The organism is Dactylosporangium sp. NPDC051485, assembly GCF_040682015.1.
Taxonomy (GTDB): domain Bacteria; phylum Actinomycetota; class Actinomycetes; order Mycobacteriales; family Micromonosporaceae; genus Dactylosporangium.
Genome location: NZ_JBFAZW010000207.1, coordinates 5493 through 7704 on the forward strand (window position 1 = coordinate 5493; position 2212 = coordinate 7704).

Here is a 2212-nt window from a genome sequence, read left to right on the forward strand (position 1 = left end):
ACGCGCAAGCGCGCAAGCCGAAGACGCGCAAGCGCGCAAGCGCGCAAGCCGAAGACGCGCAAGCCGAAGAGCGGAACTGTCAACAGCGAGCCACGGGGGATTGACAATGGCGGTCTGCGAGACCTGCGGCAACGACTACTACATGGCCTTCGAGGTGCGCACGGTCGGCGGGGGGACGCACACGTTCGACTCGTTCGAGTGCGCCATCCAGAAGCTGGCGCCGGTGTGCGAGCACTGCGGCACCCGCATCGTGGGGCACGGCGCGGAGGTGTCGGGCCGGTTCTACTGCTGCGCGCACTGCGCCCGCTCCGCCGATAAGACCGCCGGCTTCGAGATCCGCGACACGGTGGGCGCCTACCCGGGGTGAGCGCGTTCCCCCGGTGATCACGCTCGGCTCCGGCCATGATTGGGTTAGCCGCACGGTACAACGCGGAGCCCTGACGGTGAAGGAGCAGTTGTGGTCGTCCTGGGAATCGACATCGGAGGGTCCGGCATCAAGGGGGCGCCGGTCGACCTCGCCACCGGTGTGTTCGCGGCCGACCGGGTCCGGATCGAGACGCCGCAGCCGGCCGACGTGACCAGCGTGGTGGCCACCGTCAAGGCGGTCGCCGGCTCCTTCGACCCGGCCGCCAGCGTCGGCATCACGTTCCCGGCGGTGGTGCAGCACGGCGTGACGAAGACGGCCGCCAACGTGGACAAGTCCTGGGTCGACGCGCCGGCCGAGCAGCTGTTCACCGAGGCCCTCGGCCGGCCGGTGACCGTGCTCAACGACGCCGACGCGGCCGGGGTGGCGGAGCTGGAGTACGGCGCGGGCAAGGGCGTCGGCGGGCTGGTCGTCATGGTCACGTTCGGCACCGGCATCGGCAGCGCCCTGTTCATCGACGGGCACCTGGTGCCCAACACCGAGCTCGGGCACCTGCAGATGAGCGGGCTGCACCTGCACGGCGGCGACGCGGAGGACTACGCCTCCGACCGCATCCGGGAGAGCGAGGACCTCGGATGGCCGCAGTGGGCCGAGCGGGTGCAGACGTACCTGCGTCACCTGCACGCGCTGCTGTGGCCCGACCTGATCATCATCGGCGGCGGGGTCAGCAAGAAGGCGGAGCGGTTCCTGCACATGGTCGACGTGCCGACGAAGGTGGTGCCGGCGGCGCTGCAGAACAACGCCGGCATCGTCGGCGCGGCCCTGCTCGCGGCCCGGCGCGCCGGCGCCGCCTGAGCAACGAATCGGTAACGCCCGCCGCGGGTGCGGCGGTGATTCCGTCCGCTGTGCGCGGGTGAGGCACCATGGCTTCCATGGGGGACCCACCCGCGCCGCTGCGCGCCGACGACCCGGCCTCGGTCGGGTCGTACCGGCTGCGTGGCCTGCTGGGCGTCGGCGGGATGGGCACGGTGTACCTCGCCGAGGCCCCCGACGACCGGCGCGTGGCCCTGAAGGTCATCAACCCGGCGCTGCACGGCGACCCGATGTTCCGGCACCGCTTCGCCGCCGAGGCGGCCGCGGCGTCGCGGGTCGCCGGGTTCTGCACCGCCCGGGTGCTCGACGTCGCCCTCGACGGCCCGGTCCCGCACCTGGTCACCGAGTACGTCGCCGGCCCCTCCCTGCACGACTACGCCACCGCCAACGGCCCCCTCGCGGGCCAGGTCGAGGCGGTCGCGGTCGGGGTGGCCGCCGCGCTGACCGCCATCCACGCCGTCGGCCTGGTGCACGCCGACCTCAGCCCGCGCAACGTGCTGCTGTCGCCCTTCGGGCCGAAGGTCATCGACTTCGGCGTGGCCCGGCTGCTCGGGCAGTCCGGCGGCCACCACGGCGGCGCCGGGCCCACCTTCGGCACCCCCGGCTGGCTGGCCCCGGAGCAGGTGCGGGGCTGGCCGCCCAGCCAGGCCAGCGACGTGTACGCCTGGGGCCTGCTCGTCGCCTGGGCCGGCACGGGCCGCATGCCGCTGCGCGAGGCCGCGGTCAACCGGGCCGACCCGGGCGAGCCCGACCTGATCGGCCTCGACACGGCCCTCGCCGACGTGGTGCGCCGGGCCCTGCGCGCCGAGCCCGACCAGCGGCCGACCGCCCAGCAGGTGCTGCTCGCCCTGGTTGGCCAGGACGACCCGGCCGCCGCCCAGGTGGCCGCCACGGTCCGGGGCTCCGCCCCCGCGCAGCCCCGGCCGGGCCGGCGCGACCGGACGGCGGCGTTCGCCCCGGGGGCGGCGGCGGTGC

General features: G+C 74.5%; 3 protein-coding genes. All 3 read left to right on the top strand.

The window, feature by feature from the left end; translation table 11 throughout:
- Nucleotides 1-106 precede the first annotated feature (106 nt).
- Nucleotides 107-367 carry a Prokaryotic metallothionein gene (locus AB0M46_RS50365; RefSeq protein ID WP_363348719.1) on the top strand — a complete coding sequence of 87 codons (261 nt, stop codon included), beginning with the start codon at nucleotides 107-109 and terminating at the stop codon, nucleotides 365-367.
- Between the two features lie 90 nt (nucleotides 368-457).
- The gene (gene ppgK, locus AB0M46_RS50370; protein ID WP_363348721.1) at nucleotides 458-1219 is read left to right on the top strand and encodes a polyphosphate--glucose phosphotransferase; all 762 of its coding nucleotides are present in this window, start codon (nucleotides 458-460) and stop codon (nucleotides 1217-1219) included.
- A 77-nt stretch (nucleotides 1220-1296) separates the two neighbouring features.
- On the top strand, nucleotides 1297-2212 hold a 916-nt coding region (locus tag AB0M46_RS50375; protein ID WP_363348724.1), incomplete at its 3' end, for a serine/threonine-protein kinase.

What these genes read in the sequence shown, in the direction of transcription:
- AB0M46_RS50365 (WP_363348719.1), top strand. Translation starts at nt 107, where the DNA reads ATGGCGGTCTGCGAGACCTGCGGCAACGACTACTACATGGCCTTCGAG.